The organism is Sphingomonas sp. M1A8_2b, assembly GCF_053345535.1.
This window is the reverse complement of sequence record NZ_JBKFAH010000002.1, coordinates 408,307-432,219: the sequence shown is the minus strand read 5'-3', so window position 1 is coordinate 432,219 and position 23,913 is coordinate 408,307. Positions and strand designations below refer to the sequence as shown.

Here is a 23,913-nt window from a genome sequence, read left to right as displayed (position 1 = left end):
CTCATGCGGCGTGACCGAGGTCCCTGCGTTTCTCCGTAGTGGTGGCGAACTCGGCAAGCTTATCGCTGCGCGGGACTGGTCGGGGTCGGCGCTGGGCGCGCCCGCGGACTGGCCAACGCATCTGCAGACCGCGGCCGCGATCATGCTTTGCTCGCCCTTGCCGATGGCGCTGCTCTGGGGCGCCGACGGCATTTTGCTCTACAACGCCCCGTACGCGGAAATCGCCGGGCCCAGCCATCCGGGTATCCTGGGGCGGCCCGTGCGCGATGCCTGGCCGGAGATCGCCGCGTTCAACGACCAGGTCCTGCGAACGGTGCTGGGTGGCGAGACGCTGACCTATGCGCGTCAGGAGATGACGCTGGTGCGGGGCGGATCGGCGGAACGGGTCTTCTTCGACCTGAACTATTCGCCCGTGCCGGACGCGGACGGGATGCCCGCCGGCGTGATCGCGGTGGTCATCGACGTGACCCGAACCGTCCGCGCCGAGGAGAATCTGCTGGCGGAGACGCATACGCTCGAGACGTTGAACCGGACCGGCGCGTCGCTGGCGGCCGAGCTCGATCTCGAACCGCTGGTGCAGATGGTGACCGATGCTGCGGTCCAGCTGACCGGTGCGCAGTTCGGATCCTATTTCCACAATCTCATGGACGAGACGGGCGAGCGGCTTCACCTGTTCACGCTGTCGGGCGCCCGGCGCGCCGATTTCGAAAGGCTCGGACGCCCGCGCGCGACCGCGGTGTTCGGCCCGACCTTCCGCAACGAAGGCGTCGTGCGCTCGAACGACATCCTCGCCGACGCGCGATATGCGCAGAACGCGCCCTATGCCGGGATGCCGCCGGGTCACCTGCCGGTGCGCAGCTATGTCGCCGTACCGGTCGTGTCGCGTTCGGGCGAAGTGCTAGGCGGGTTGCTGTTCGGACATTCCGACACGCACCGGTTCACGCTTCGCCACGAACGTCTGATCGTCGGCGTGGCCGCGCAGGCGGCGATCGCGATCGACAATGCCCGGCTGTTCGCGGCGGTGCAGGAGAACAACGTGACGCTCGAGCGGCGCGTGGCGGAACGGACCGAGGAATTGACCCACGTCCATGACGCGCTTCGCCAGGCGCAGAAGATGGAAACGCTCGGTCAGCTCACCGGCGGGATCGCGCACGACTTCAACAATCTGCTGACCGTCATCCGCGGCTCCGCGGATCTGCTCAAGCGGCCCGGCCTGACCGACGATCGTCGCGGCCGCTATGTCGACGCGATCTCGAAGACCGCGGACCGCGCCGCCAAGCTGACCAGCCAGCTTCTCGCTTTTGCCCGCCGATCGTCATTGACGCCGGAAGTGTTCGACGTCGGCGATAAAATCCGCGGCCTGAACGAGATGATGGAGATGCTGTCGGGCGCGATGATCGAGGTCGATCTGCAACTGTCCGGCACGCGCTGTTTCGCGAACACCGACGTCAGCCAATTCGAGACCGCGATCGTCAACATGGCGGTCAACGCGCGCGACGCGATGGGCAAGCGAGGGCGCCTGACGATCACGGTCAACCCGTGCGACACGATCCCCGCGGTCCGCGGCCACGAGCCGCGTCACGGCGACTTCGTCTGCGTGTCGATCACGGACACCGGCACCGGCATTCCGCCCGAGGACATCGACCGGATCTTCGAACCGTTCTTCACGTCGAAGGACATCGGCAGCGGCACCGGCCTCGGCCTTTCGCAGGTCTTCGGTTTCGCCAAGCAGGCGGGTGGCGACGTCGTGGCAACCAGCGAGGCGGGAGAAGGCGCGACCTTCACGCTCTTCCTGCCACGCGAACGCCAGGCGCCGGCACCCGAGCGCGACGAAGTCGAAACACGCGCGGACCACACCGGAAATTTCCGGATTCTGGTCGTCGAAGACAATCCCGAAGTCGGCGCGTTCGCGTCGGCCGCGCTACGCGACCTCGGTCACGACATCGTCCTCGCGCGGCATGCGGAAGAAGCGCTCGCTCTTCTGGACCGCGACCGTACTGGATTCGATTTCGTTTTTTCGGACGTGATGATGCCGGGCATGAACGGCATCGAACTGGCCCGCGAAATACGCCGTCGCCTGCCTAAAATGCGGATCATCCTCACGAGTGGCTATAGTGAGATATTGTCGAGGCAAGGGACGGGCGAGTTCGATCTTCTCCGCAAGCCCTATTCTATCGTCAGCCTGAGGCAGGTTTTCCATAAGAAGACACAGAGACTCGAACAAAGCTGATTCCGAAAGCTGATTCCGGGTGAAGTTGAGGTGGGCGCAAAGGGTCAACCGGCCCTGGCCATCATATCACGACAAAAGGGCGCATGAGCGCGCTTCGGCTTCTGCCTTCTCGACAAGACCGATCCGTCGAAGCTTCTCGCACGCCCCCCGGAGCGACCCGACAATCAACTTCAGACATTCCCATTGGGCCCCGGTCTCCGCCGGGGCGGTTGCCATGGTGGTAACAACCACACTCACCCAATTTCTCCGCGGACGCGGACGCGGACGCGGACGCGGGGGCCCGGCTGAATTACGCGCGTGACGTCGAACTCAAGCGGTCCGCCGATCGGAGGATCATCCGGCCCCCTCTTACCCAGCGAGAAAATCGGCGATAGCCTGGCCAAGCTCAGGCTTCACCACCGCACTCATATGCCCGCCCGGCGTCGCGACATATACGGCGTTCGGCAACGCCGCGGCCAGATCCGGCGCAGACCCGTTGTCCTCGTCCTCCGCGCCGCAAACGACCAGCGTCCGCTGCCGGATCGCCTTGACCATCTCCAGCGGCGTATCGGCAAACGTCTCGAGGATCCCGAGCAATGCGACCGGATCGCCGCCCGTCGTCTTCAGGAACGCCTCGGCCAGCCACTCCGGCGTCCCCTGCACATGCTGACCGAGCCTGGTGAGGATATTGCGGAAATGTCCGGCGCGACGCGAGGTCCGAGTCAGCCCCTCCAGCCCCATCCCCGAGAAGATCACGCGCCGCGGGTTCGCGCCGGTCGCCAGCATCCGCGACGTCGTCCGCGCACCCAGCGAATAGCCGCCGAGATCGTAATCGGTCAGCCCAAGATGGCTGACCAGCGCATGGCCATCCTGCGTCAGCGCATCCGCCGGATACGCCTCCAGCCCATGCGGCTTGTCGCTGTCACCATGCGCGCGCAGGTCGGGCATGATCACGCGGAAGCCCTTGGCGGCGATCTTGGCGGCGTGGCCGTAGCGGACCCAGTTGGTGTTCGCGTCGGAGAAATAGCCGTGGATCAGCACCACAGGCCGCCCCTCTCCCATCTCGCGCCACGCCAGCCGCGTGCCGTCGAAGCTCTCGAAATACTGCGGCGCGATCGGGGTGCTGGCCAAGGTTTCGTCCTGTCTTGAAGCGAAGGACCGCCAAGTCGGTCGCGCGGTCCGGCGTGTCAACCATATCACGCCGCTTCCCCGTTCCGGGAGGGAGGGACGAGCAAAAACGGGCGCCCCGTGGAGCGCCCGTCCGTGATTTGGCCGTCGGCTCAGAACTGATAGCCGACCCCCCCCGACGCACCGGTCCGCCCTTGCGAATCGTAGGAACCGCTGAACTTCACCACGGTGTGCCCGTCGCTGAAGGCCTTCGACACGCCGATTGCCACTGCCGATTGCCCCGCATAGATGCCGCCACCCATCGCGACCATGCCCTTGCCGGCTTCATAGGCCTGCGGAAGTCCGGCTGCGGCCAGCGCGTTCGAGGTCCCGGCGAAGCTGTCGCGCCGCAGGTTGCGCATGTCGAAGTTCAGCGCCGCGATCCGGCCGTCGGTGTAGGTGTTCGCCTGAGTCACCGCCGAGTTGATGCCCGCGTTGAGCTGTCCGACGTTGACCGCATCGGTGGTCGACACGCCGGCGGCGACGTTGCTCAAAACGGTGGCGGCACCGCCCGTGTTGAACGTCACGTTGGTGCGTCCCGGCCCGTATTGGACCGAGTTGCTGCCGAGCGCCAGGGCGGTATCGGCCGTCCCTTGCGCGGTCGCCACGGCCTGGTTGGTGGTATAGAGCTGCCCGCCGTTGACCGCCTGCGTCGAGCCCGCCGCGACCGTCCCGGCCGCGACGTTGGCCAGCGTCACCGGCGCCGCGGCATTGCCACCCGCCAGCGTCACGGTGTTGGTCCGCGCGCCGGTCGCGTCGGTATCGTACGACACCGCATTCACCGCGGTCAGCGCCAGCGCATAGACCTGCCCGCCATTCACCGCGTCGGTCGAGCCCGCCGCGATCGCGCCGCCGGCGACGTTGTGCAGCCCGACCGGACCGGTCGCCGCGCCGACCAGAGTCAGGTCGTTGGTCCTGACCCCGCCGTTCGGCGTGGTGGCGCTGCCGGGGTTGGAATATTGCACCGGCCCGGTGCCGCCATTGGCGACCTGGTTGCTGAGGTTGGTGATCGCGGTCGTGTTGGTCGCGACCTGGACATTGGTCGCATTGAGCTGCGATCCGTTGACCGCATCGGTCGAGGTGGCGTTGAGCGCGCCCGCCGCGACATTGGTGATCGTCGTCCCACCTGCTCCGCCAAGCGTGATCGTGGTCTTGGCGGCATTGTCGTAGCTCACGCTGTTCGTCGCCACCTGGGCGATCTGCCCACCCACGCCGGCAAGCGCATCGCCGACATTGGTATAGGTCGCGCCGTTGACGACATAGCTCGGGCCGGTGATCGCGCCGGTCGCGGCGTTGTAGGCCGCGCCGCCGCCGAGGCTACCGACGAACGCGGTACCCAGCGTGTTCGAGACACCGCGCAACTGCGCGACGTTGACCGCATCGGTATCCTCGCTGCCGGCGCCGACACCGGTGATCTGGCGTGTGCCGAGCGGCAACACCGCCCCGGTGACGGGATCGGTAAAGGCGACCGAGCGGGCAACCGCGATTTCGCCGATCGAGGATTGCGCGCCGGTGACGCCGAATGCGGTGTAGCTGGCGACCCCACCCCGCAACGTCGAGGAGGCGTTGCCCAGCGCGACGCTGTTTTCGCGATTGGCGATCGCCCCTGCGCCGAGCGCGGTCGAGGCGAAGGCGGTGGCAGCCGAGCTCGTGCCGAGCGCGGACGAACGCAAGCCGGAGGCAACGGAGCTTTCGCCGACGGCAAGCGTCGAGTCCGCCGAGGCCACCGCAGCGGTGCCGAGCGCCGTCGAGTTCAGACCGCTCGCGACCGAGTTGTTACCGAAAGCGGCGGCGAAGTTCCCCATGGCGGCGCTGGCGTTGCCGACCGCAAGCGTGTTGACGCCGTTGGTCATGATGTCCGACCCAAAGGCGAGCCCGCCGTCGCCGTTCACCTGGTTGCGGTTGCCGAGGGCCAGCGCGCCAAGACCGTTGACGACGTTGCTCGTGCCGATCGCGATCGTCCCGTTGCCGGTCGCCTGGTTGGTCTGGCCGATCGATACCGTTCCGTTGCCGGTGGCGAAGTTGGTGTCGCCCAGCGCCACCGCCCCGATCCCCGTTGCCTGGTTGTCGCGGCCAAGAGCGACCGCACCATCGCCGGTCGCGATATTGGGATCGCCGATCGCCACCGCGCCGTCACCGGACGCGATATTGGCGAAACCGATCGACACTGCCTTGCCGCTGATCGCGCTGGATCCGTCGCCGATCGCAACCGATCCCGCGCTCGAGGCGACCGTGTTGCGCCCGGTGGCGATGGAACCGTCGGCACTGGCGACGGCGTTCGGGCCGATCGCCGTGGAATCGGTGCCGAGCGCCTGCGAATCCACCATGGTCGAACTCACGTTGAAATAGCGCAGATCGGTGCCCGTCAAAATGCCCCCGACCGAGGTCTCGATCGCGGACACCGCACCCTGCACGCTGCCATAGGTCGTGCCGCCATAGAGGATGCCCGCCGTCACCGCGCCAGTGGCCGGATTGTAGGTCGAGCTCCCGCCGAGTGCGGAGGCAAGACTGCTGCCCAGCCCGGCCAGCTGCCCGCCATTGACCGCATCCAGGCTCCCGGCGCCAAGTCCACCCGCAGCCACATTGGTGATGCGCTGCGCTGCCCCACCACGGTTCGCATTGAACGCCTGAAGCGTGCTGTCGTACAGCAAGGCGTTGGCTTGCAGGCCCGTAACACTGGTATTGATGTTCGCGATGGTGGTCGTGTTGACGCTGACCGCATCATTGGTGGCGCCGAGCTGTGCGCCGTTCACCGCATCGGTGCTACCAGCGCCAAGCGCACCGGCCGCAACGTTGCCGAGCGCGACGGGTGCCGCGCCGGTGCCGACGCCGCCCAAGCTCACCCGCGTCCGACCGCTGTCGTCATATTGCACCGCAAGCGCGGACAATCCGCCGACCTGACCCGAAACGGTGGCAAGCTGGCCGCCGTTTACCGCGTCGGTCGAGCCAGTGGCGACGACGCCGGCGGCGACATTGTGCAGCCCAACCGGTCCGGCAGCCGCACCGACCAGCGCGACGTCGTTGCTGGGCACCCCGCCATTCGCCACGGTCGGGGTCGCCGCGTTCGAATATTGGACCGCGCCAATGCCGCCGTTGCTGATGGTCGTCGTCAGGTTGGTGATCGCCGTGTTGGTATTCGTCACATTGGTGTTGGTCGTGAACAGCTGGCTGCCGTTGACCGCGTCGGTCGAGGTGGAGTTGAGCGCGCCCGCCGCAACATTGCCGAGCACCACCGACGGCGCGCCGATGCCGCCGAAGGTCACGCGCGAGCGGCTCAAATCGTCATATTGTACCGCCAACCCGTTCAGCGTGCCGACCTGACCCGACACCAAGGCTAGCTGGCCCCCATTGACAGCGTCGGTCGATCCCGTCGCGACAACCCCGTCGGCGACGTTGTGCAAGGCAACCGCACCAGCTGCGCCGCCCACCAGCGTTGCGTCGTTCGACGGCAGGCCTCCGTTCGGCGTCGTCGGCGTTCCCGCGTTGGAATATTGCAAGGCACCGATAGCGCCATTGGCGATATTGGTCGTGAGGTTGGTGACGTTGGTGTTGGTCGCGAACAGCTGGCCGCCGTTGACCGCATCGGTCGAGCCAGTGGCGACGACACCGGCGGCGACATTGTGCAGCCCAACCGGTCCGGCAGCCGCGCCGACCAGCGCGGCGTCGTTGCTGGGAACGCCGCCATTCGGCACGGTCGGGGTCGCCGCGTTTGAATATTGTAGCGCGCCAATGCCGCCGTTGCTGATGTTCGTCGTCAGGTTGGTGATCGCCGTATTGGTGTTGGTGTTGCTCGCGAATAGCTGGCTGCCGTTGACCGCGTCGGTCGAGGTGGCATTGACTGCCCCTGCCGCGACATTGCCGAGCGCGACCGGCGGCGCACCGGTGCCACCCAGCGTCACGCTGGCGCGGGTCGCGTCGTCATACTGGACCCCGAGCGTGCCGAGCGAGACGATCTGAGACTGGACACCCGCGAGCTGCCCGACGTTGACCGCGTCCGTGGCGGCGGTGCCGGCAGCGACATTGGTGATCTGCCGTTCGCCGCCGACCGTACCAACCGAGACTTCGCCAGCGGAATTTTGCAGCGCGGTGAGCCCGATCGCGGCGTAGGCCGTCTGCGGTCCGCGCGCGGCGAGGCTGCCCGCGCCGAGCGCGACGCCGTTCGCGCCGGTGGCGACCGCGCCCGTGCCCAGCGCCACCGCGCCGGTCGCGCCCGCGCCGACGCGCGAATTGGTACCGAACGCGATCGAGCCGAGCGCGCTCCCGTCGGTCAACGCCGCGTTGCCGAACGCGATCGAGTTCGCCTCGCCGGCGAACGCCTCCGCCCCGGTCGCGCCGAGCCCGGTGATCCTGTTGCCGCCAATCGCGATACCGGCGGGGTTCGTCAACGAAAAGCCGTCCGCCTGCGAGTCGCACCGATCCCCCGGTCCGACGATCGTACCATTGGTGTTCAGGACCCGCAGCGAGATCGGCGCGCCCGACGCGGCGGTGTTCAACAAGCCGGTCGCATCGATGTTCAGGTTGCTCGCGGTCAGTGGCGGCACCAGCAACGCTATGGCCGGCACGGAGATGACTGCGGTGACGCTGCCCAGGATCGGGTTGACGGTCTGCTGGATCGGATCGACGACGCCGTTGATCACGGGACGCATGATGTCGGTCACCACGGATCGCGGCAGGCTGACGCCCGAACAGGCGCTGACCAGATTGGTCGGCGGTGCGACGACCTGGGCATGAACAGGCTGCGATGCGAGGACGGTGGTGGCGGCCAGCCCGATCAGCGACACGCCGCCGCGAATCTGCCGCCGGATGCCGGTGTCGCGGTGCGGTCTGGCGGTTTCGTGCAGACCGGGCGTGGTGCCGCCCGAATTCCGTGCTTCCGACGCATTCCGACAAGCCAACGCGATAGACATCCCGATACCCTCCACAAGCGACTGCAAATACAGTCTGACCGTTCCCGGGTACCGATCGACTACCGACCCGATCCCCGAACGCATGAAGCCTCGGCCTGCTAATCCTAACAGCAGGTTACTCAATAAAAGCGGTTTTTCACCGTAATGAATTGAACAGAATATAATTTCTTGTTCAGTTTGGTTATGTAATCATGTGAATTAACTAAACATGATCAGCCTCAGGTACATTGATTTTGATTTCTTGCTGGTAGACTAGGCTTTAGATCGAACCGAAATGAAATAAGTCTCGAGCTACGATCGATTACCAAAATGGATCAAATGCCCAACCGGCGAACATCAAATAATTTCGCGCCTGCGCCAAACACCGAAAAACCGCGTCGCCATTCGGAATGGCGACGCGGTCCAGCGAGTCGAAGCGGATGGTATCGGGGCGAATCACCCCGCGGGTTCAGGCCTTCTGCAGATGCCGGCGACCGAGCAGTTCGGCGATCTGTACCGCGTTCAGCGCCGCCCCCTTGCGGAGGTTGTCGCTGACGCACCACAGGTTCAGACCGTTCTCGACGGTCGGATCCTCGCGCACGCGGCTGATATACGTCGCGAAGTCGCCGACGCACTCGATCGGGGTGATGTAGCCGCCGTCCTCGCGCTTATCGACCAGCATGATGCCGGGCGCCTCGCGGAGGATGGTCTGCGCCTCCTCGGCCGAGATCTCGTTCTCGAACTCGATATTGATCGCTTCCGAATGACCGACGAACACGGGCACGCGGACGCAGGTCGCGGTGACCTTGATCTTCTTGTCGAGGATCTTCTTGGTCTCGACGACCATCTTCCACTCTTCCTTGGTCGAGCCGTCGTCGAGGAAACTGTCGATGTGCGGGATCACGTTGAAGGCGATCTGCTTGGTGAACTTCTTGGGCTCGGCGGGATCGCCGACGAAGATGTTGCGGCTCTGCTCGAACAGCTCGTCCATCCCCGCCTTGCCCGCGCCGGAGACCGACTGGTAGGTCGAGACGACGACGCGCTTGATCACCGCGGCATCGTGCAGCGGCTTCAACGCGACGACCATCTGCGCGGTCGAGCAGTTCGGGTTGGCGATGATGTTGCGCGCCTTGTAGCCGTCGATCGCCTCGGGGTTCACCTCGGGCACGATCAGCGGCACGTCGGGGTCCATCCGGTAGAGCGACGAATTGTCGATCACGACGCAACCGGCGGCGGCAGCGATCGGCGCGTAGACCGCGGTGCCCTCGGAGCCGATCGCGAACAGCGCCATGTCCCAGCCGTTCCAGTCGAAATGCTCGATGTTCTGGCATTTGATCTGCTTGCCGGTGTCGCCGTAGTCGACCATCAACCCCTGGCTGCGCGACGATGCGACGCAGGCGATCTCGTCGGCGGGAAACTCGCGCTCCGCCAGGATATTGAGCATTTCGCGCCCGACATTGCCGGTCGCGCCCGCGACCACCACCCGATAACCCATGTTGTCACTCCGATTGGACTTGGCCGCGCACTACCGACGTTGCGCGGGCAGGTCCAACGGCTTTCGGCTTGTTGCGCGGATAGAGGGGGTTTGGGAGACCGTAGCGTTTGACCGAGGTCACCCGCCCTCTTGTTCTCCACTACCACCCCAGCCACCACCCCGGCGAAGGCCGGGGCCCAATTGGAAAGGTCGCAGTAACGGAAAACGGCGCTCAGTTAGCGACGTTTCCCAATTGGGCCCCGGCCTTCGCCGGGGTGGTGGCTGGGGAAGGTGCACATCTACACCCCCTCAGTCGTGCGTCCGCGCCTGCCACGTCGCATGCTCGACCCGGTGCACCTTCGCCAGATGATCTGTGATCGCATCCAGCTCCCCGGCCGGCACGTTCGTCGCCACCAGCGTCGCGGAAATCTCCACCCGGTCCTCGCCCCGCTCGGTCACGTCCAGCTCCGCCACCTGCAATTGCGCGGCCTCCAGATGCTCCACCACCAGATCGCCGATCGGCCCGGCATCCGCCGCCGCCGCAGTCACCATCACGCTGTAGGTGGCCTCGATCGTCCGGCCGTCGGTCGGGATGCGATTGATGCCGTCGACCAGCGGCCGCAGCGCGGTGTTCGCCAGCAGCACGACGAACGTCAGCAACCCCGCCTCCGCGATCATGTCGCTGCCCGCGCACGCGCCGACCGCGGCCGAGCACCACAGGGTCGCCGCGGTGTTGAGACCGCGGACGTTCATCCCCTCCTTCATGATCACGCCGGCGCCGAGGAAGCCGATCCCCGACACGACATAGGCGATGATCCGGATCGACTCGATGTCCCCGCCCAGCCGCTGCCCGAGATCGACGAACGCCGCCGATCCCAGCGCGACCAGCGTGTTCGTGCGCAGCCCCGCGGTCCGCTGGCGATATTGTCGCTCCGCCCCGATCAGCGTCCCGAAGACGAACGCGGCGATATAGCTCACCAGCGTGTCGAGGAACGGCCACAGGTGAAACGTCTCGACGAACCGCACGTTAGTTACTTAACCGACGCCGACGCCGGCGTGGCCTCGGGCACCGGCTTGTCCTTCACCGTCCGGTCGAGGAAGTTCAGGATCGTCCCCCAGACATGCTCGCTGATCCCCGGCCCCGCCACGCGGTGCGTGTAGCCGGGGTAGAACATCATCTCGAACGGCGTATCCGTCGCCTGCATCCGCGCCGCCACCTTGGTCGAATTGTCGAGGAACACGTTGTCGTCGGCCATGCCGTGGATCAGCAGCAGCGGATCGACGATCTTGTTCGCCTCCTCGACCGCCGCCGACGTCGAATAGCTCGCCGGGTCGGTCGCCGGATCGCCGAGATAGCGCTCGGTATAATGCGTGTCGTACAGCTGCCAGTCGGTAACCGGCGCGCCAGACACAGCGGCGGCATACACGCCCGGCGTCTTCTCCAGCATCTTCAGCGACATATAGCCGCCATAAGACCAGCCATAGGTCGCGATCTTGCTCGGCTCGACGAACGGCAGCGACTTCAGGTAATTCGCGCCGGTCAGCTGGTCCTCGACCTCGACCGTCCCCATCGCGTGATAGATCTGGTTCTCGAACGCGCGGCCGCGATTGTACGAACCGCGGTTGTCGATCTTGAAATAGATGTAGCCGCGATCGACCAGATATTGCGGCAACGCGCCCTGCCAGCCGCGCGTGACGACCTGGCCGGTACCGGGCCCGCCGTAATGTTCGAAGAACACCGGGTATTTCTTGCCCGGCTCCAACGGCGGCGTGATCATCTCCCAGTAGAGCGTCATGCCGTTCTTCGCCTTCAGCGTCCCGAACTTGGTCTCCTGGTGGCTTGCCAGATACGGATAGTAAGGATGCCCCTCGACCACCGCATTCTCGTTGATCCACGACAACCGCTTGCCGGTCGCGTCGGCCAGATACACCTGGGTCGGCTGTTTCGAGTTCGAGCGCGAGATGATCAGGCGGCTGGCGGCCGCGTCCATCGTCGCGCTGTTCCACCAGCCCGCTTCGGTCAGCTTGGTGATCGCATTGGGCTTGGCGACGTCGACCGAATAGAGCTGCTGTTCGAGCACGTCGTCCTTGTTGCCGAGGAAGAAGACGCGTCCCTTTCCTTCATCGACGCCGACCAGATCGGTGACGACCCAGTCGCCCTTGGTGAGCTGCGTCCACTTGCCCAACGCGAACCGGTAGAGATGACCGTAGCCGCTGCGCTCCGACCGCCAGATAAGGCTGCCGTCCTTCAGCACCCGGTAGGCGTCGGACAGATTGAGCCAGCTCTTCACGCCCGATTTCTCGGTGAACAGGATCGTCGACTTGCCCGTCGCCGGATCGACGCGGAGCATCTCCAGCAGCTTCTGGTCGCGGCTCTGGCGCTGCACCAGCAGCATCCGGCCATCGGGCGTCCAGTCGACGCGCGCGAGATAGATGTCGCGGTTGGTGCCGAGATCGACCTTCACCTGCCCCGAGCCATCGGGCTTCATGATGTAAAGGTCGACCAGCACGTTGGGCGTGCCGGCCGCGGGGTAACGCTGCTCGTACACCTTGGTGCCCGTAGCGCCGATCGACGCGCGCGTGGCGACATGGACCGGCGCCTCGTCGAATCGCTCGACCGCGATATGCTGCTCGTCGGGCGACCACCAATAGCCGGTATCGCGGTGCATTTCCTCCTGCGCGACGAACTCCGCCTCGCCGAAATGCACCGTGCCGCCCCCACCGGTGGTAACGGCGCGCGCGGCGCCACCACTCAGCGGCTGGACGACGACGTTCTGGTCGCGGACGAACGAGACGAAGCCGCCCCTGGGGCTGACCACCGGGTTCAGTTCGCCACCCGGCGTGTCGGTCAGCCGCGTGACCTTGCCGTCGAGCGTGGCGAGATACAGGTCGCCGTCGAGCGGGACGAGGATCGACTTGCCATCGGGTGCCCAGTCATACGCGACGATGCCCTTCTGGCCGCCGATCCGCGCGCGCTCGCGCTGCATCTTCTCGGCCTCGGTCAGTTCCGCGCCGCTGCCGACCTTCTTCGAATCGACCAGCATCCGCGCCTGCCCGGTCGCGGTATCGACCGCCCACAGGTCGAACCGCTCCTTCTCATCGTCGCGATTGCGCAGCGAGGTCAGCAGCGTGCCGTCGGGCGACAGCCGGACCGCTTTCGGCTGCGACCCCGACAGGTCCGGATTGCCGAACACCCGCGCCATCGTCAGGTCGCCGGGCTTGGCGGCCTCGACGGCGCGCGCGGGCGCTGGTGCCGGAGCAGCGGGCGCGGCAGGAGCCGTCGCCGGCGAGGCCGGGGGCGTAACCTGATCAGCGGCCATCGCGGCGGTTCCGACCGAAGCAAGTGCAAGCCCGAGCAACCATGTGCGCATCCTGTAGACTCCGTGGGATCATGCCGCCGGACAGTCCCCGGCGACCCGACGATCGTCGGTGGCGCGTTATCGCGAGGGCGCGGCGCGGCGTAAAGGCCGCATCGGCGAAGATTGCCCGCTATCAACCCGTTCTTAAATGGTCCGCCCGGGCGCAGTGTGCCTCCGCCCGTCACGAAACCCCTCTCCCGCCCCGTCATACACCGCATCTTTACGGTCTTCGCCTAAAGCGTCCGTCAAGAGCATTGCCGCAGGCCTGTCGATCGGCGGTACAACACGACCGGGATAAGATGTTTTCGAACGCGGCGACCAGTGTCGGGGAGCTCAACGCATGGGAGGCGCTCGTGCGCCTGGCCGAGACCGACGGCAGCGCCGCGCATCCCTATTATACCCGGCTGATCACCGGCGCCCCCGGCCAGCGCAACCTCGCCGATGCGGTCCATGCGCTGTGTGCGGTGCACGGCGATCACCCCGGCCTGATCGGCGAGGTGCTGGCGTGTGCCGTGCAACCCGAAGCGACCGAGTGGCTGACCGCCGCCACCGCCGGGTTCGCCGACGAGCGCACCTATCTCGCGCGGCTGACTGCGGCGGTCGGTCCGCTGCCGTCGACGCCGGGCCAAGCCGAGAGCGAAAGCGCGCTGGTCGGCGAACGCCATGCGCTCGACATGCTCGCGCGCTCCGAGCGCCGCGGCTGCGCGACCGGCGCGAGTGCGGCGTTGGTCTACGACTGGCAGGCGATCCGCGGCGTCCTGGATGTCGCGGCGGAGCGGTTCGGGGTTGCGGTGCCGACACCGACGCTACCCGCCGACAGCGACACAGGCGCGCTCATTGCGACGCTCGGCGCGATCCCCGGCGGTCAACGCGCGATCCTGTTCGGCGGGCAACAGCTGTTCGCGCAGCATCGTGGTCTGTGGGCGCTGCTCGAAGCCCGCGCGAGTGCCCGCGGCGATCTGTAACGCGCTTGCACTGAACGACGCTTCGCCTCTATCCATACCCGGTATTCAGAACCGGACGGGACATCGCATGAAGCGCTTCGAGGGCACCCAAAGCTACGTCGCGACCGACGACCTGAAGGTCGCGGTCAACGCGGCCGTGACGCTGCGCCGCCCGCTGCTGATCAAGGGCGAACCCGGCACCGGCAAGACCGTCCTCGCCTACGAGATCGCCAAGGCCTTGGGCGCGCCGCTGATCGAGTGGAACATCAAGTCGACCACCAAGGCGCAGCAGGGCCTATACGAATACGACGCGGTCGCTCGGCTTCGCGACGGCCAGCTCGGCGACGCGCGCGTCCACGACATCGGCAACTATATCCGCAAGGGCAAGCTGTGGGAGGCGTTCACGCAACCCGCCCCGCCCGTCCTGCTGATCGACGAGATCGACAAGGCCGATATCGAGTTTCCCAACGACCTGTTGCAGGAACTCGACCGGATGGAATTCCACGTCTACGAGACCAAGGAGACCGTCCGCGCGGTCGAGCGCCCGATCGTCATCATCACCAGCAACAACGAGAAGGAACTGCCCGACGCGTTCCTGCGCCGGTGTTTCTTCCACTATATCAAGTTCCCCGATCGCGGCACGATGCAGGCGATCGTCGACGTCCATTTTCCAGGCATCCAGAAGATCCTCGTCAGCAAGGCGATGGACCTGTTCTACGACGTCCGCGACGTGCCGGGGCTGAAGAAGAAGCCGAGCACCAGCGAGCTGCTCGACTGGCTGAAGCTCCTCCTCCACGAGGACATGCCGCTCGACGTGCTGCAGAACCGCGATCCGACCAAGGCGATCCCGCCGCTCCACGGCGCGCTGCTGAAGAACGAGCAGGACGTCATGCTGTTCGAGCGCCTCGCGTTCATGGCGAAACGGCAGAAGAACCAGGGGTAAGGACGGCCTTAACCCGATCGCCGTATAGGCTTCAGGGTCGGCGCGATCCTCCCCCGCAAGGGGGAGGTGGCGCCATGCGCGACGGAGGGGGAGGACACGAAACCGATGTTACCTCTCACCTCCCCCTCCGTCAGCCTACGCCTGCCACGTCCCCCTGACGGTGGAGGATCGACAGGGTCGGGCGGACGCACTCCGCGAACCTTCCGCATGGCACTCGTGCTCGCCGCAATTACCGTCCTGGGACTCGCCCTGAGGATCTGGAGTGCCCGCGGCGGGCTATGGGTCGACGAGGCGTGGTCGGCGGTGATGGTAGAACGCGCGCGGACCCCGCTCGGCATCTTCACCGCAATCAACCACGACAATAACCATCATCTCAACAGCCTGTGGATGCTGCTGTGCGGCTACGGCGCGGCGCCGATGGCGTTGCGCGCGCTGTCGATCGCCAGCGGTACCGCGAGCATCATCGTGGCCGCGGCCATCGGCGCCAGGCGAGGCGCGACCGAGGCGTTGGTTACCGCGCTGGTGTTCGCGGTGTCGCCGATGATGGTCAATTACGGGTCAGAGGCACGCGGCTACATGCCGATGCTGCTCGCGCTGATGACCACGATCTGGCTGATCGCGCGCTGGCTGGAAACGCCTACCGTCTATTCGATGCCGAGAGGGCGTTTGGGGGCACTCGCGATCCTGGGGCTGTTCGCGCAACTGACGATGGTGTTCGGGCTCGCCGCGCTGGGTGTCTGGGTCATGGTCACGCTGGCGCGAACACACTCCACCGACCGGGCGATCCCGCTCACGATCCGCCTCTTCCTGCCAAGCGCGGTCGCAGCGTTCAGCGTGTTCGCCGTCGTGCTCGGCGCCGCCGCGGCAAGTCCGACGGGCATGCAGGTCGGCGATTACGTCGCGTTCTCGGCACCCAAGCTTTGGGACGCGCTCCGCATCATGGTCGCGGCCACGCTCGGCGGACTTGTCGTGCCGCCAGCGGCGATCACGGTCGTGCTGATCGCGATCGTCGCAGCCCTGGCGTTCGCCGTACGGACACGCGACCCGAAAGCGGTCCTCTACCTCGCCGCGATCCTCGGGCTTCCGCTCGTTCTCACACTGCTGCGCGTCGGCAATACCGGCATCCCGCGCTATTTCCTGCTGTCGTCGATCGCGTTGCTGCTGATGCTCGCGAGCCTTGTCGCCAAGGGCCTGGCAAGCCGCCGCCCGATCAAGATCGTCGCTCTGGCCGTTCTGGCCGCCGTCACCTTCGGCAGCGTCCGCGACGATCTGGTGCAAGCCGCTCTCCGTCGCGGCGACACCGGCGCGGCGATCAGCGGCATGGCGGCTATCGCTCCCCGCGGCGCCAGCGTGCTGGTCGACCATCTGCGTCCGATCGCGACGTTGCGCGTCGCCGCGGCCGAGGCACGCTATCCGCTGCGGATCGTCAGCGACTGCCCGGCCGCGATGTTCGTCCACCGCGATCTGGTCGACGATGCCCCCGCCGCGCAGACGATCGAGCGATGCGGCGCGCGCTACCAGCGCATCGTCGTGCGCCGCCGTGCCGCGCTGTCCGGGGTCGACTGGGCGCTCTACGCGCGCCGGCCTGCCTGAAAAACGCGGTGAAGCCCTGTGTTAACCATAGGCCGCAACCGACCAGTCACCAGCCGCTTGATACCGTCTGCTCATGAAGCGCCTCCCCCGAACGCTCCTTGCCATCGCCCTGACCGCATCGGCTCCCAGCGCCAATGCCAGCTCGCTGCTCAATTATGTCGGTGAATGCGTGCCGTTCGCGCGCGCCGCGTCGGGTATCCAGATCTACGGCAACGCCTGGACCTGGTGGGAGCAGGCGGACGGCAAGTACGAACGCACGCACAAGCCGAAGGAGGGCGCGGTGATCGTCTTCGCCAAGACCCCGCGCCTGCCGATGGGCCATGTCGCAGTGGTCAGCCGGGTGGTCGAGAAGCGCGTCGTCATGCTCACCCACGCGAACTGGTCGCGCCAGAACGGCGAGCGCGGCCACGCCGAACAGGACGTCACGCTGTTCGACGTCTCGCCGCGCAACGACTGGAGCGACGTGAAGGTCTGGTACAAGGACGTCGACGGCCTAGGCGGCGGCGTCTACCCGGTCTACGGCTTCATCTACGGCAAAGCGCATGCCGCGCCCGAACTCACCAGCCGCAACCCCGACTACGTCGGCGCACTGATCGACGCCTACGTCCCGGTGAGCGGCAAGCCGATCGGGCGATAACGCTCGGCCCGTCATCCTGACGAAAGTCAGGACACAGAGCCAAGACCCGCACCGCCCGTAACCCTGGGTCCTGACTTTCGTCAGGATGACGACGCGAGTGGAGTTGCCGTTACCCCAGGAACCGTGCCACCAGCGTCTTCAACAAGACGGTGAGGATAACGATGCGGTTCAAGGCTCTTACGACGATCACGCTGGCCCTGCTCGCCACGTCGGCACCCTCCGCGATATCCGCGCAGAAGGAAAAGGCGCCGCAGCCCGGCGGCGACATCCCAACCAAGTTCGTCCCCGCCAATGCCAGCTTCGACTTCGACCGCCGCGAGGTCGACATCAAGATGCGCGACGGCGTCACGCTCCACGCGGTCATCGTCCAGCGCAAGGGCCTCACCGACGCCCCTATCCTGCTTCAGCGCACCCCCTACAACGCCGAAAGCAGCGCCAGCCGGTCGTCGAGTTCCAGCGGCGCGATGACCCTGCGGGCGTCCGACGCGATGTTCTTCGACGCCGGCTATATCCGCGTGTTCGAGGACGTCCGCGGCAAGAACGGCTCGAACGGCGCCTATATCAACGAACGCCCGCTGATCGGCCCGCTCAACACAACCAAGGTCGATCATTCCACCGACGCCTACGATACGATCGACTGGCTGGTGAAGAACCTGAAGAACAGCAACGGCCGCGTCGGCATCATCGGCACCAGCTACGACGGCATGATGGCGGCGATGGCGCTGGTGAACCCGCACCCCGCGCTGAAGGCCGCGGTGCCGATGAACCCGGTGATCAACACGTGGAAGGGCGACGACGACTTCCACGGCGGCGCGTTCCGCCAGGTCGGCTATGATTATTACTACAGCCAGGACGCGGCGAAAGGCGAAGCCGGCGACCTCTGGCGCGACGCCTACGACGATTACGACACGTTCCTCCGCGCCGGTTCGGCCAGCGACTTCGTCAAGAGCCGCGGGCTCGCGCAGCTCCCGTTCGTCCAGCGCCTGCACGATCACCCCGCGTACGACGCGTTCTGGCAGGGCCAGGCGCTCGAGACGATCCTGCCCAAGCAGCCGCAGACCGTGCAGACGCTCTGGGTCGCCAGCCAATGGGACCAGGAGGACATCTACGGCGCCGTCGCGGCGTATGAGGCGGTGTCGAAGGTTGACCCCAACCACGTCAACCACCTCGCGCTCGGCCCCTGGGCGCACGGCGGCGCGAACGGCGACGGCTCCACGCTCGGCGCGATCCGCTTCGATGCCGACACCGCGCTCTGGTTCCGCAAGAACGTCCTGCTCCCGTTCCTGGACGGCGCGCTGAAGTCCGGCGCCCAGCCCGCACCCCTCGCCCCCGTCACCGCGTTCCAGACCGGCACGAACCAGTGGCAGACGCTCGCGGGCTGGCCGAACTCGACCGCCACGCAGAAACTCTATTTCCAGCCCGCCAGCGGCCTCGGCGCCACCGCCCCCGCACAGGACGGCCACGACGACTACATTTCAGACCCCGCCAAGCCGATCCCCTACCGCCTCCGCCCGATCCGCCCGACTTACGCGACCGGCTCGACGTGGCGGCAATGGCTGGTCGACGACCAGCGCCCGTTCTCCGACCGCACCGACGTCCTGACCTACCAGACGCCGCCGCTGACCAGCCCGGTCGCGATCGCCGGCGCGCCCGTCGCCGACCTAATCGCCAGCACCACCGGCACCGACGGCGATTTCGTCGTGAAGCTGATCGACGTCTACCCCGCCGAATATTCCGACAAGCCCGAGATGGGCGGCTACCAGCTCGCCGTGTCGATGGACATTCTGCGCGGCCGCTACCGCGACGGGTTCGACAAGCCGACCCCGATCGTCGCCGGCCAGCCCACGCATTTCCGCGTCGTGCTACCCAACGCCAACCACGTCTTCCTCCCCGGCCACCGCATCATGGTCCAGGTCCAGTCGAGCTGGTTCCCGCTCTACGACCGCAACCCGCAGACCTACGTCCCCAACATCTTCGACGCCAAGCCCGCCGACTACCGCAAGGCCACGATCAGCGTCTTCCACTCGGCCGCGCAGCCCAGCGCGATCGAACTGCCGATCGCCGCGGCCAAGTGACGGAGTGACCTCATGTTCCTGAACTTCCTCGACGAACTCCGCAGCGCCGGCATTCCCGCCAGCCTCAAGGAGCACCTCATCCTGCTCGAGGCGCTCGACGCCGAGGTGATCGAGCGGACGCCGGAGGATTTCTACTACCTCTCCCGCGCGGTCTACGTGAAGGACGAGGGGCTGCTCGACAAGTTCGACCAGGTCTTTGCCAAGGTCTTCCGCGGCATCGCCACCAGCTACGGCACGGCCCCCGGCGAAGTCCCCGAGGACTGGCTGAAGGCGGTCGCCGAGAAATTCCTGACCCCCGAGGAAATGGCGGCGATCAAGTCGCTCGGCTCGTGGGACGAGATCATGGAGACGCTCAAGAAACGCCTCGAGGAGCAGAAGGAACGCCACCAGGGCGGCAGCAAATGGGTCGGCACCGGCGGCACGAGCCCGTACGGCAACGGCGGCTACAACCCCGAAGGCGTCCGCATCGGCGGCGAAAGCACGCACAAGCGCGCGCTGAAAGTCTGGGACCAGCGCGAGTTCCGCAACCTCGACAACACCAGGGAACTCGGCACCCGCAACATCAAGGTGGCACTCCGCCGCCTGCGCCGCTTCGCGCGCGACGGTGCCGCCGACGAACTCGACATCGACGGCACGATCGCCGGCACCGCGCGCCAGGGCTATCTCGACATCGTCATGCGCGCCGAGCGCCGCAATGCGGTGAAGCTGCTGCTGTTCCTCGACGTCGGCGGCTCGATGGACCCGTTCGTCAAGCTCTGCGAGGAACTGTTCTCCGCCGCGACGACCGAGTTCAAGAACCTCGAATTTTTCTACTTCCACAACTGCCCGTACGAAGGCGTGTGGAAGGACAATACGCGCCGCTTTGCCGAGCGCACGCCGATGTGGGACCTGCTCCACAAATACGGCCATGACTACAAGCTGATCTTCGTCGGCGACGCGTCGATGAGCCCGTACGAAATCACCCATCCCGGCGGCTCGGTCGAGCATTTCAACGAGGAGCCGGGCGCGGTGTGGATGCAGCGGCTGACCAACACCTATCCGGCGGCGGCATGGCTGAACCCCGTGGCCGAGGCGCAATGGGGCTATTCGCAATCGGTCCGCATCATCCGCGAGCTGATGACCGACCGCATGTACCCGCTGAGCCTCGCCGGGCTTGACGATGCGATGCGCGAATTGACCCGCAAACGGTGAGTTTGGTGCGGTAGGCGGCGTACCGTAACGGAACCGTCACGGAGGCGGTCGGTTGATATGCATCATCCTCTACCGAAGGAACGCCCTATGTCGTCGATCCCCAACTCCGCCATGCCGCACGCCAAGGTTCATCACGACGACGACCACAAGCCGAAGCCTAAGGCAAAGAAGACGGCAGCGAAGAGCGACTGGGTCGAGGACGCGACCGATGCGGCGAAGGCTGGCCTCGCGACGGCAACGGATGCGGTGAAGTCGCACCCAAAGACCGCGATCGCGGTTGGCGCGACGATGATTGCGGGGATCGCAGCGGCGATCGCGGCGCCGGCGTTGCGCGCTAAGGATGCGGCGGAGAAGAAGGCGCCGCCGAAGAAGCCCGAGCCGAAGAAGCCTGCCAAGGCGAAGAAGCCGCACTGATACAACGCCGCCGCCCCCACCCTCCAAACCACCCCGGCGAAGGCCGGGGCCCAATTGGGGGACGTCGCTAACTGAGCGCGCGCTTCGTTACTGCAACCTTTCCAATTGGGCCCCGGCCTCCGCCGGGGTGGTAGTAACTAAGGGTAAACGTGTGAGGTGGGGAGCGGGTGCGAGTGACCCAAGCGGCGCCCCCCACCCCCTTGTTCTCCCGCGAAGGCGGGAGCCCAGTCTGGGCTCCCGTCTTCGCGGGAGAACAAACTTTTACGCACCGGCGGGCAAACTAAACCCGGTCCACGACCCCACCAGCCATCGCCACCGGAACGCCGGTCGTCCCCGGAAAACTGATCGCCAGCCCCTTCAGCGTCCGCACCGCCATATACGCGAACCCCTCGGCCTCCAGCGCATCGCCGTTCCACCCGAGACCATCCGTCGGCTCCGGGACCAACCCGGTCCGTTTGGCAATCATCGCCAGCATCGTCGGATTGTGCCGTCCACCCCCCGCCACCAGCAACCGGACAGGCCGCGCCGGCAGATGCCGCAAAGCCTCCGCTACCGTCGCCGCCGTAAACGCGGTCAACGTCGTCGCCCCATCGGCCGCCGACAACCCCCGCGCCGGCTGGATCGTGAAATCATTCCGATCGAGCGACTTAGGCGGCGGAGCATCGAAAAACGGATGATCGAGCATGGCCGTCAACACGGTCTCATCCACACGCCCGGACGCCGCCAGCGCCCCCCCGGCATCGTACCGCGCGCCAGTCTCCGCCTCGACCCAGCTGTCGATCAACCCATTCGCCGGTCCGGTATCGAACGCCACCAGCCCGTCGCGGTCCATCATCTGCGCCCGCTCCGGCGACATCTCCCGCGAATCATGCATGTCGAGCCCGCCCGGAATGAAGGTGATGTTCCCCACCCCACCAAGGTTCAGCACCGCAATCGGCCCCTCGAGCCCCGCCGCCAGCGCCGCATGATACACCGGCAGCAACGGCGCCCCCTGCCCGCCAGCCGCGACATCCGCCGACCGAAAATCCGACACCGTCGTGATCCCGGTAGCCCGCGCCACCGCCGCCCCGTCGCCGATCTGCCACGTCCAGCGCCGGTCGGGCCGATGCGCGATCGTCTGCCCGTGAAAACCGATAACGTCGACCTCCGCGGCCGCTACCCCGGCGTCGGCAAGGAGCTTATGAACCGCAAACACATGCGCGCGCGTAATCAGCTCGCCCGCGGCAACCACCGGCGGACTCGCGCGTGGCTTGTCGAACGTCAGCGCCATGCGGGTCGCCTCGGCCAGTTCCGCCCGCGCCGCATCCGAATAGGGCTCGCCGCGAAACGCGATCGGTCGCACGAACGCCTCGCCGTCGGTCTCGATCAACGCGGCATCGATTCCGTCGAGCGACGTCCCCGACATCAGTCCAATCGCCAGCATATCGGTTCCTTCCCGCGCAATCTGCCCACCCATGGCGCCCCCTCTTGGATGATGCATTTTCCGCCGCCTAGAAAAAACCGAACTTTGCGCCTATGTGCGCGGGCTTCATGGCAACAACACTCCCCTCCCCGCCGAAGATCGGCATGGTCTCGCTCGGCTGTCCGAAGAACCTCGTCGACAGCGAGCGGATCCTCACCCAGCTCCGCGGCGACGGCTATCAGATGTCGCCGGACTATGCCGGCGCCGACATCGTGCTGGTCAACACCTGCGGCTTCCTCGATTCCGCCAAGGAGGAAAGCCTCGAGGCGATCGGCGAAGCCATCGCCGAGAACGGCCGCGTCATCGTTACCGGTTGCATGGGCAAGGAAGCCGACGCGATCCGCGCACGCTTCCCGCAGGTGCTCGCGATCACCGGCGCGCACGAATACGAGCAGGTCGTCGGCGCCGTGCACGAGGCAGCACCGATGCCGCCGTCCGCATTCCTCAACCTGATCCCCGACGCCGGCCTGAAGCTGACCCCGCGCCACTACAGCTATCTGAAGATCTCCGAGGGCTGCAACCACCGCTGCTCGTTCTGCATCATCCCGTCGTTGCGCGGCGACCTCGTCAGCCGCCGCCCCGACGCGATTCTGCGCGAGGCGGAAAAGCTGGTCGAAGCAGGTACCAAGGAATTGCTGGTCATCAGCCAGGACACCTCGGCGTACGGCGTAGACCTGCGCCACGCCAGCTGGCCGGTGAAGCCCGGCGGCCCGATGTCCCGTAACGAAGCCCGAGACGTCCGCGCACACATGACCGACCTGTCGCGCGAACTCGGCAAGATCGCCGCCCCAGTTGGAGGGTGGGTGCGCCTCCACTACGTCTACCCATACCCCCACGTCGACCACGTCATCCCGCTGATGGAGGAGGGCCTCGTGCTGCCGTATCTCGACATCCCTTTCCAGCACGCCGCGCCGTCGGTGCTGCGCCGGATGAAGCGTCCCGGCAACGATGCGAAAGTGCTCCAGCGCATCCATAACTGGCGGACCATCGCGCCCGACATCACGATCCGCTCGACCTTCGTCGTCGGCTTCCCCGGCGAGACCGAGGAGGATTTCCAGTATCTGCTAGACTGGCTCGACGAAGCACAGCTCGACCGTGTCGGCGCGTTCCGCTTTGAGCCGGTCGAAGGCGCTGCGGCGAACCTGCTCCCCGACCACGTGCCCGAAGAGCTCAAGGAAGAGCGCTACGCCCGCATCATGGAAAAGACCGCGGCAATCTCCGCGGCCAAGTTGCAGGCCAAGATCGGCCGCACGCTCGACGTGATCATCGATGAGGTCGACGAAGAAGGCGCAACCGGCCGTTCAAAGGCGGATGCGCCCGAGATCGACGGCGAAGTCTTCCTGCGCGACGCCGGCCACCTGACGGTAGGCGACATCGTCCCGGTCACGATCGAAGACGCCGACGACCACGACCTGTACGGCGTGCCCGTCTGAACTCTCCGCATCGGAACCGACGTCGTCACCACCGGAAAATTCCCGGCTTGAACGTTCTGCGGGCGGGTCGCAGTCGGTCCGCGGAATGACGGATGTGACGGCAAGGTTCCCAAATGGAAGCCCCGT

General features: G+C 66.3%; 15 protein-coding genes. 9 read left to right on the top strand and 6 right to left on the bottom strand.

Annotated elements, in window-relative coordinates; genetic code table 11:
* The first annotated feature begins 10 nt into the window (after window positions 1-10).
* Window positions 11-2,230 (top strand): ATP-binding protein, encoded by a 2,220-nt coding sequence (locus tag ACLBWL_RS10370; RefSeq protein ID WP_447792711.1) that lies wholly within the window; start codon window positions 11-13, stop codon window positions 2,228-2,230.
* A gap of 348 nt (window positions 2,231-2,578) precedes the next feature.
* Here ACLBWL_RS10370 and ACLBWL_RS10365 read toward each other — a convergent pair whose 3' ends face one another.
* From ACLBWL_RS10365 to ACLBWL_RS10345, 5 genes are all read right to left on the bottom strand, one after another.
* A complete protein-coding gene (locus tag ACLBWL_RS10365; protein ID WP_447792709.1) occupies window positions 2,579-3,340 on the bottom strand; it encodes an alpha/beta fold hydrolase in 762 nt (253 codons plus the stop codon).
* A gap of 149 nt (window positions 3,341-3,489) precedes the next feature.
* A complete protein-coding gene (locus tag ACLBWL_RS10360; RefSeq protein ID WP_447792707.1) occupies window positions 3,490-8,283 on the bottom strand; it encodes a beta strand repeat-containing protein in 4,794 nt (1,597 codons plus the stop codon).
* Window positions 8,284-8,731: 448 nt separating this feature from the next.
* Window positions 8,732-9,757, bottom strand: a complete 1,026-nt coding sequence (locus ACLBWL_RS10355) for an aspartate-semialdehyde dehydrogenase (RefSeq protein ID WP_447792705.1) — start codon at window positions 9,755-9,757, stop codon at window positions 8,732-8,734.
* Window positions 9,758-10,045: 288 nt separating this feature from the next.
* Complete coding sequence (locus tag ACLBWL_RS10350) at window positions 10,046-10,762, bottom strand: MgtC/SapB family protein (RefSeq protein WP_447792703.1); 717 nt, start codon at window positions 10,760-10,762, stop codon at window positions 10,046-10,048.
* 5 nt (window positions 10,763-10,767) lie between these two features.
* The gene (locus ACLBWL_RS10345) at window positions 10,768-13,056 is read right to left on the bottom strand and encodes a S9 family peptidase (protein WP_447793477.1); all 2,289 of its coding nucleotides are present in this window, start codon (window positions 13,054-13,056) and stop codon (window positions 10,768-10,770) included.
* Window positions 13,057-13,394: 338 nt separating this feature from the next.
* Here ACLBWL_RS10345 and ACLBWL_RS10340 point away from each other — a divergent pair, with 338 nt between their 5' ends.
* The 7 genes from ACLBWL_RS10340 (at window position 13,395) to ACLBWL_RS10310 (ending at window position 20,892) form a co-directional block, all read left to right on the top strand.
* Window positions 13,395-14,060, top strand: a complete 666-nt coding sequence (locus ACLBWL_RS10340; protein WP_447792701.1) for a DUF6975 family protein — start codon at window positions 13,395-13,397, stop codon at window positions 14,058-14,060.
* A gap of 67 nt (window positions 14,061-14,127) precedes the next feature.
* Window positions 14,128-14,982, top strand: a complete 855-nt coding sequence (locus ACLBWL_RS10335) for an AAA family ATPase (protein WP_447792699.1) — start codon at window positions 14,128-14,130, stop codon at window positions 14,980-14,982.
* A gap of 207 nt (window positions 14,983-15,189) precedes the next feature.
* Window positions 15,190-16,575 (top strand): hypothetical protein, encoded by a 1,386-nt coding sequence (locus ACLBWL_RS10330; protein ID WP_447792697.1) that lies wholly within the window; start codon window positions 15,190-15,192, stop codon window positions 16,573-16,575.
* A 73-nt stretch (window positions 16,576-16,648) separates the two neighbouring features.
* Window positions 16,649-17,212 carry a CHAP domain-containing protein gene (locus tag ACLBWL_RS10325; RefSeq protein WP_447792695.1) on the top strand — a complete coding sequence of 188 codons (564 nt, stop codon included), beginning with the start codon at window positions 16,649-16,651 and terminating at the stop codon, window positions 17,210-17,212.
* A gap of 161 nt (window positions 17,213-17,373) precedes the next feature.
* Window positions 17,374-19,287: a CocE/NonD family hydrolase gene (locus ACLBWL_RS10320; RefSeq protein ID WP_447792693.1), complete on the top strand. Its 1,914-nt coding sequence runs from the start codon at window positions 17,374-17,376 to the stop codon at window positions 19,285-19,287.
* A 12-nt stretch (window positions 19,288-19,299) separates the two neighbouring features.
* Entirely contained in the window at window positions 19,300-20,478 is a 1,179-nt protein-coding gene (locus ACLBWL_RS10315) for a vWA domain-containing protein (RefSeq protein ID WP_447792691.1), read from the top strand.
* An 87-nt stretch (window positions 20,479-20,565) separates the two neighbouring features.
* Window positions 20,566-20,892: a hypothetical protein gene (locus ACLBWL_RS10310; protein ID WP_447792689.1), complete on the top strand. Its 327-nt coding sequence runs from the start codon at window positions 20,566-20,568 to the stop codon at window positions 20,890-20,892.
* Between the two features lie 280 nt (window positions 20,893-21,172).
* Here ACLBWL_RS10310 and ACLBWL_RS10305 read toward each other — a convergent pair whose 3' ends face one another.
* Entirely contained in the window at window positions 21,173-22,315 is a 1,143-nt protein-coding gene (locus ACLBWL_RS10305) for an anhydro-N-acetylmuramic acid kinase (RefSeq protein WP_447792687.1), read from the bottom strand.
* Window positions 22,316-22,422: 107 nt separating this feature from the next.
* Between ACLBWL_RS10305 and rimO the strand changes: the two genes are divergently transcribed.
* Window positions 22,423-23,787: a 30S ribosomal protein S12 methylthiotransferase RimO gene (gene rimO / locus ACLBWL_RS10300; protein ID WP_447792685.1), complete on the top strand. Its 1,365-nt coding sequence runs from the start codon at window positions 22,423-22,425 to the stop codon at window positions 23,785-23,787.
* The last annotated feature ends 126 nt before the right edge of the window (window positions 23,788-23,913 follow it).

Coding starts and splice junctions, on each gene's coding strand:
- ACLBWL_RS10360 (WP_447792707.1), bottom strand. CDS start 8,283: ATGTCTATCGCGTTGGCTTGTCGGAATGCGTCGGAAGCACGGAATTCG.
- ACLBWL_RS10355 (WP_447792705.1), bottom strand. CDS start 9,757: ATGGGTTATCGGGTGGTGGTCGCGGGCGCGACCGGCAATGTCGGGCGC.
- ACLBWL_RS10345 (WP_447793477.1), bottom strand. CDS start 13,056: ATGGCCGCTGATCAGGTTACGCCCCCGGCCTCGCCGGCGACGGCTCCT.
- ACLBWL_RS10340 (WP_447792701.1), top strand. CDS start 13,395: ATGTTTTCGAACGCGGCGACCAGTGTCGGGGAGCTCAACGCATGGGAG.
- ACLBWL_RS10335 (WP_447792699.1), top strand. CDS start 14,128: ATGAAGCGCTTCGAGGGCACCCAAAGCTACGTCGCGACCGACGACCTG.
- ACLBWL_RS10330 (WP_447792697.1), top strand. CDS start 15,190: ATGGCACTCGTGCTCGCCGCAATTACCGTCCTGGGACTCGCCCTGAGG.
- ACLBWL_RS10325 (WP_447792695.1), top strand. CDS start 16,649: ATGAAGCGCCTCCCCCGAACGCTCCTTGCCATCGCCCTGACCGCATCG.
- ACLBWL_RS10320 (WP_447792693.1), top strand. CDS start 17,374: ATGCGGTTCAAGGCTCTTACGACGATCACGCTGGCCCTGCTCGCCACG.
- ACLBWL_RS10315 (WP_447792691.1), top strand. CDS start 19,300: ATGTTCCTGAACTTCCTCGACGAACTCCGCAGCGCCGGCATTCCCGCC.
- ACLBWL_RS10310 (WP_447792689.1), top strand. CDS start 20,566: ATGTCGTCGATCCCCAACTCCGCCATGCCGCACGCCAAGGTTCATCAC.
- ACLBWL_RS10305 (WP_447792687.1), bottom strand. CDS start 22,315: ATGCTGGCGATTGGACTGATGTCGGGGACGTCGCTCGACGGAATCGAT.
- rimO (WP_447792685.1), top strand. CDS start 22,423: ATGGCAACAACACTCCCCTCCCCGCCGAAGATCGGCATGGTCTCGCTC.